Annotated in this window: 6 protein-coding genes; all 6 read right to left on the minus strand. The window is 67.9% G+C overall.

Annotated elements, in window-relative coordinates:
* Positions 1-121 precede the first annotated feature (121 nt).
* A complete protein-coding gene (locus B0E41_RS14800; RefSeq protein WP_171984773.1) occupies positions 122-1,408 on the minus strand; it encodes a VOC family protein in 1,287 nt (428 codons plus the stop codon).
* Positions 1,409-1,488: 80 nt separating this feature from the next.
* Positions 1,489-1,902 (minus strand): nuclear transport factor 2 family protein, encoded by a 414-nt coding sequence (locus tag B0E41_RS14805; RefSeq protein WP_171984774.1) that lies wholly within the window; start codon positions 1,900-1,902, stop codon positions 1,489-1,491.
* A 44-nt stretch (positions 1,903-1,946) separates the two neighbouring features.
* Positions 1,947-2,570 (minus strand): nucleotidyltransferase family protein, encoded by a 624-nt coding sequence (locus B0E41_RS14810; protein ID WP_253194878.1) that lies wholly within the window; start codon positions 2,568-2,570, stop codon positions 1,947-1,949.
* Positions 2,571-2,703: 133 nt separating this feature from the next.
* Positions 2,704-3,618: an acetylxylan esterase gene (locus B0E41_RS14815; protein WP_077331927.1), complete on the minus strand. Its 915-nt coding sequence runs from the start codon at positions 3,616-3,618 to the stop codon at positions 2,704-2,706.
* Positions 3,619-3,756: 138 nt separating this feature from the next.
* A complete protein-coding gene (locus tag B0E41_RS14820) occupies positions 3,757-5,115 on the minus strand; it encodes an MATE family efflux transporter (protein ID WP_077331928.1) in 1,359 nt (452 codons plus the stop codon).
* Positions 5,116-5,257: 142 nt separating this feature from the next.
* Positions 5,258-5,851, minus strand: a complete 594-nt coding sequence (locus B0E41_RS14825; protein ID WP_077331929.1) for a TetR/AcrR family transcriptional regulator — start codon at positions 5,849-5,851, stop codon at positions 5,258-5,260.
* Positions 5,852-6,000 lie beyond the last annotated feature (149 nt).

A 6,000-nucleotide genomic window follows, 5' to 3' on the forward strand; every position in this document is an offset into this window, starting at 1 on the left:
CCAGAGCTGGCGGCACCTCTCGATTCACAGCGCATTTTCCTCCAGTCGACGCAAAACAAGCTTGCAGTTCCGCGCGCGCCGGGCAGCGGGTGGCTGCTCAGGGTCGCCCATTGCCCTTCACCTATCCAGCGCTTCGCAGATTCTCCCGCGCCGGCCCCTCAAACCGTTCCCGAAACCGCCCGGTTCCATAGATCGTCGGCCCCGCCAGAAACCCCGCCAGCACTTCCTTTCGCTTGCGTCGGTAGAGCCCGCCGGGCACCCAGCGGTATTCGGCGCGCACCTGGGCGTCGTATTCGGCAAAACGCGCCGGCTCGGCGCCGAGGATGGCGAGGTCGATGTCCACCAGCAGGCGGGCGTCGGGGTCGGTCGGTTCGGCGTCGTGGCAGGTGACCATGATGAGCGCGCGTGCCCGTTGCTGCACCGCGCTGCCCGCGCCGGCCCGGGCCAGGGCTTCGGTGGCCCAGTCGGCACTGCGGGCTTCGTTGTCTTTGCCCTTGGGGTCGTACACCGCGTCGTGGAACCAGAGCGCGAGCTCGACTTCGCCGGGGTGCTGCGCCAGGTCCAGGGCGGGTTCCAGCAGGGCCAGGCATTCGCGCAGGTGCTGCTGCGTGTGGTAGTGGCGCTGCGGTTCGGCCCAGGCGTCCAGCAGGCGCTGCATCAGGCCATCTGGCGCGGTCAGGCCGAGGGCGGCCCAGGCACGTTGCCATGATCGCGCGGGCAGCGTTTCGTCGATGAGCGAGACGCGCCAGTGCCCGAGGCCGGTGGAGGCGAGGTCCAGCGTGTGGGTGTGCTGCCCCTGCGCATCGGCCAGCGCGAGGCGCAGGCTGTGGCGGCCGTCTGGTCGCGCGGTGATGCGCAGCGGGCTGCTGGCGGAAGCCACGGTGCGCAGCGGCGGGGCCGCAGCGGCGCGTGACGGCAGACCGATGTCGACCCACAACACCTCGCCCCAGCCGCCGCTGTGTTGCAGGGTGCCGCGTCGCGCGGGAGGCCATTCGATGGGCCGCTCGTGGCCGGGCGAGACGAAAACCATGGGCAGCGCCGGGTCGTCGCTGGCGGTCGCCACCTGGATGGCCGTGCCACCGGGCAGGTACGGTGGCCGGTAGTCCCAGGCGGGCGCGCCTTCGCTGTCGAGGTCGCCGCGGAACGCGATGCCGAACGGGCAGGTGCCCAGCGCACGCCACTGGCTGCGCTCCCACAGGCGGGTGCGCTCTATGGCCGGGCAGCGGGCTTCGGCTTCGCTGGTGAGCCAGAGCAACTCAAGGTACAGGTTGTCGAATCCAAAGCACACGTTGGCCGTGCCCTGGCCGGGGTGCGCGCGGCGGTAGGTCTCTTGCAGGCCCAGGCGTTTCAGGGCGTCGATCTCGGGGCCGCCGGGCTCGATGAACATGAAAAGGTGATCGATGGTCAAGCGGTGTTCCGGGTGTGTTTTCATGCGCGGCCCTCTTCTTCCGCCGGCACGGCCTTCATGGTCATTGCGCTTTCATGCCTTCACCTCGGAGCGTTTGGCTCACGAAGCACCGACTCGATGAGCTGGGTGTCGGCGTACTCCGTCAGCTCACACATTTTTCCCTCGCGCATGCGGATGACCCAGCAGTAAGCGTTTTCGTACTTCTGCCCGCGCACGGTGGTGTTGTGGCCCGTGGCTTGGACGACGACCAAGTCTCCCTCTGCGATGAACTGGCTCGCCGCAATGACGCTGGCGCCGCCGAGTTGCTGCCCAAGAGGGCGCAACAGGTCTTTGATAACCGATTCCTTGCCCACGTAGGTCTTCGACCAGGGCGTTGTCCCGATGATGGTCCACTGCACATCGTCGGCCAGCGCCTCGACGAAGGGGCGTCCATTCCCCTTTGCGGTCTCTGCGAACACTGCGGCCAGGACGGCCTTGTTTTCCTCTGGCTTCATGGGCATCTCCATATGATTCTGAACGGCGGGGCAAGGTGGTCCGCTCAGCGGACTGAGGGCGACCCGCCCTCTTCTTCCGCCGGCACGATGCTCAGCCACGGCCAGCGTTCCTGGTAGCTGCGCGCCTTGTCGCGAAACATGGCGGGCTGCGCGAAGCGCGGGTTCATGCGCAGGGTACCGCGTTGCAGTTCGTCCAGCCCGTTGGGCGCGTACAGGGCGCGGCTGTGGGTGTCGATGCCCACGCAGGTGCAGGCGATGAGGTAGCGGTCGATGCCGTCGGTGGTGCGGGTGAGCTGGGGGTAGTCGGCCTGGAAGCGGTCGCGGTACCACAGGTGCACGCGCGCCTGGTTCTTCACTTCCACGGTCACGCCCAGGTCGGCGGTGAGCGCCTGCACGGCGCGGATCACGCGGTCTTCGGCTTCCCACGAGAGGTCGGCGGCGTCGAAGTAGAAAACGTCGTGGTCCTTCACGCCCCAATCGGGCGCCCGGCCGCTTTGCCGGTTCCACACGGCCTGAAACAGGCAGCCAGCGGTCAGGTGGCATTGGGGCAGGCGCAGGCTGTCCAGCCGCTGCAGCAACTCGGCGTTGACGGGGTTGCTGAGCGCTTGCGCGATGAAGGATGCGGGGGTCAGCTCGGTGGCAGCTTGGGGCATGTTGGTCTGGTCCATGGCGGTGGCCAGGCATGTTATCTGCCGCCTGGTCCGGCGGCCCTGGCGGCGAGGGTTGGGCGGTGAGACAGCCCGAACAACCCTTTGTGGCGCTGATGGCGACGGAACCGCGGGAACGGAAATGGGGCCTCAGTCAGCCGCCGCCGTGGAGAGTTCGAAGGTATTTGAGTACATCTTTGCCCCAGAGATCGGGGCGGCGGTGCAAATCGTGACCGTACGGAGATGAAATCTCATAGGAGTGGAAGCTGGCACGACCGCCGGCAGCGAGAAAGCTCTGGTGAGCGGAACTCGACTGCGCAAGGCTGTAGTAGCGGTCGCCGCTCGCATAGAGCCACAGCGATTGACCAGGATAGGCGGCGCCAGCGCGGAAGACGTGGTCATTCACGGATGCAGCGGTAGGGCACGGACTGCCGAGCCAACCGCCGACAAAGTTGATGACGCCCTTGACAGTACTTGCGTGCGTGCCCGCAAAAGCAACGCTGAGGGCGCCGCCGCGCGATTGGCCGCCAATGACCATGCGGCGAGGGTCCACGAACGGGAACGCCGAGACGGCCTCCCAGACGGCGCCGATGTCCTTGAGTGCGCGCTGCTCGCCTGCAAGTGACAGCGAAGGTATGCAGGAATAGCCGAGGAACCTGGGGACCGAGAAGCCCTCGTCGTATTCGCCCTCGGAGCCGCCGCGGCCACGGCGCGCCGGAAAGACCACCACCCAGCCGAGCGACACGAAGAAAGCCGCAATGCTGTGGTTCTCAACTGACCGGGTGAAGCGACTGGGGTCCGTGCCGTAGCCTGTAGAGCCGTGATTGAAGACCAGTGTCGGGAACGGACCAGCCCCTGCGGGTTTGTGCACCGACAGTTCCAACTTGTAGGGCCTGCCATCGATGGACACAGGCACCATGGTCCGATACGGGATCGCGTCACCCTGGCCCTGCGCTGCGCAGCTGCCGGCGAGCGCGATCACCAGGGCAAAGAGGAGCGTGGCTCGCAAGGTATTGCTCTGTGACGGCCACCGTTTGGCATGCGCTTTGGAAGTCAAGCTGAAACCCATGTTGGAAAGAGGAGCCCCAGGACAAGATTACCCGAGTCGGGGTCGATCTGGCCCAGCGGGTCCTTCAGGTTCCCCGTGCCGTCCCCCCGGCCGGCCGGCTGCGCAAACCCGTGACCGTGCTACCGATGGAGCCCGGCGTCAGCGCTCCCAGCTCCCCATGCGGATCGCGATGGCGAGGGTGGAACCGTAGACGACCAGGCTGAGTGCGACGACAGCAAAGAGGCCGCTCGCGGGGGTCTGGAACGTGTGCACGCAGAGCCAGCCGCCGACCACCAGGATCACGAGGCGGCCCATGCTGCCGGCCAGCGGCCAGAACATGTGGCCCGCGCCCTGCGAAGCAAAGAACAGCGCCAGGCCCAGCCCGAAGAAGGCGTAGCAGCCACCCACGATGTTGAGGTACACGGCACCCACACTGAGCACTTCGGCATCGCTCGTGAAGAGGCCCATCCACAGCGCCGGTGCGATGGCCGTGGCCAGGCCGATGGCGCCCGTGATCGCAGCCACCACCGCGCCACCGGCCCAGGCCACGCGCACGGCGCGCACGGTTTGCCCTGCGCCCATGTTGGTGGCCACCATCGCGGTCAGCGCAGTGCCGAAGCCGAAGGCGATCGGCACCAGGATGTATTCGAGCCGCGCCGCCACGCCGTAGCCCGCGAGCGCGGCCGTGCCGTAGCTGCCCACGAAAGCGGTGGTCACGGCGATGGAGGCGTTGCTGATCACTGGGCTCAAGGACGCGGGCAGGCCCACGCGCAGGATGTCGCGCAGCAGCGGCAGGTGCAGGCGCCAGGGCGAAGCCCGCAGCTGCACGGCGCCGTCGCGGCGCCACAGGTAAGCAGCCATCACCAGCGTGGCCACGGCGTTCACGGCCAGCGTGCTGGTGGCCGCGCCGGCCATGCCCATGCCAGCCACCGGCCCCCAGCCGAACACCAGCAGCGGGCACAGCACCAGGTGCAGCAGTGCGGTGCCCAGTAGCATCAGAGAGGGCAGCACCATGTTGCCCGCGCCGCGCACCACAGCGGCCAGCACGTTGGTCAACCAGATGAGCAGGGCGCCACTGAACAGCACGTTCGAATACACCAGCGCGGCTTCGAGCGCGGCACCGCGCCCGCCCATGGCGCCAAAAATGCCGCGCCCGAAACCGAGCATGACCAGCATGAACAGCCCCGCCAGCAAGGCGGCGAGCAGCAGCGCCTGCTGCGCCAGGCGGCTGGCGTCCCGATTGCGCCCGGCGCCCAGGGCTCGCGCCACGGCGGCGGTGGTGGCACCGCCGATGCCGCCGGCCGACATCTGCAACATCAACATGGACAGCGGGAACACCAGCGCGATGCCGGCGAGCGCGTCCGCTCCCACGCGGCCGAGGATGTAGCCGTCGTAGCCGATCACGATGGTCGTCGAGAACAGGCCCATGACGTTGGGCGTGGCCAGGCGAAGCAGCGTGGGCAGCAGCGGCGCGTGCAGCATCTGCTGCACACGGGCCTGAGCGATGGTTGCGGTCATGGGGTGTCTCCGTGCGTTGTTGCAATGCACTGCGGGCTGGCCTGGGAACGGCCCGGCGCAGCGCTCATTTTTATGACGACCGTCATATTTCTGATCAGGCCGAAAGGAATGCCCTGGCGGGCGGGTACATGGCGGACATGGCTCAGGCCGCCGATGAAGGAGCGTCGTGGCGCGCCAGCAAGGCGCTGCGGTTGGCGGCCAGCAAGGCCCGGCCTTCGGCGTTGTCGCCCAAGGCCCGCGCGAGCTGCAGCGCGCCCACCATCTGGCTGGCGATGGCGGCAGCGCTGTCGGGCGCGGTGTCGGTAGGCAAGGTTTGTGCGACCCGCTCGATCAGGCTGCGCACGCGCTGCACGGCCGCGGCGCGCACCTCGGCCGACTGGCGCGGCATCTCGGAAACCAGCGCCGCCACCGCGCACCCGTTTTCGGTGCCGCTCAGGTGGCGGTCCGAGAGGTAGCTGTCGACGAGCGCGCGGAACGGGCTGGCGCCGCGCGCCTCGCGCTGTGCGTTGCCCTGGCTCAGGCGCTCGGCGCTTTGCTGCCCGGCATGGGCCAGGGCCTCGACCAGCAGCGCGTCGCGCGACGGGAAGTGGGCGTAGAAGCCGCCGTGGGTCAACCCCGCCTCTTTCATGATGTCGGCCACGCCGACCCCGGCGAAGCCAGCGCGCCGGATCGCCCGCGCCGCGGTGTCGACGATGCGTTCGTGGGTCAGGGCCTTGCGGCCGGGTGCGGTTGCCATGGCGCGATTGTTTCACGAATATGACGACCATCATATTCACCGACCCTGAAGACCCTGGGGGTTTTGTGTCGGGGAAACCCCAATACACATTACACCTGTAATGCATATTCTTGAAGGCATGAACCTCCAGCCCGCCCCCACCCGAGCAC

The sequence above is a fragment of the Hydrogenophaga sp. A37 genome, assembly GCF_002001205.1.
Taxonomy (GTDB): Bacteria; Pseudomonadota; Gammaproteobacteria; order Burkholderiales; family Burkholderiaceae_C; genus Hydrogenophaga.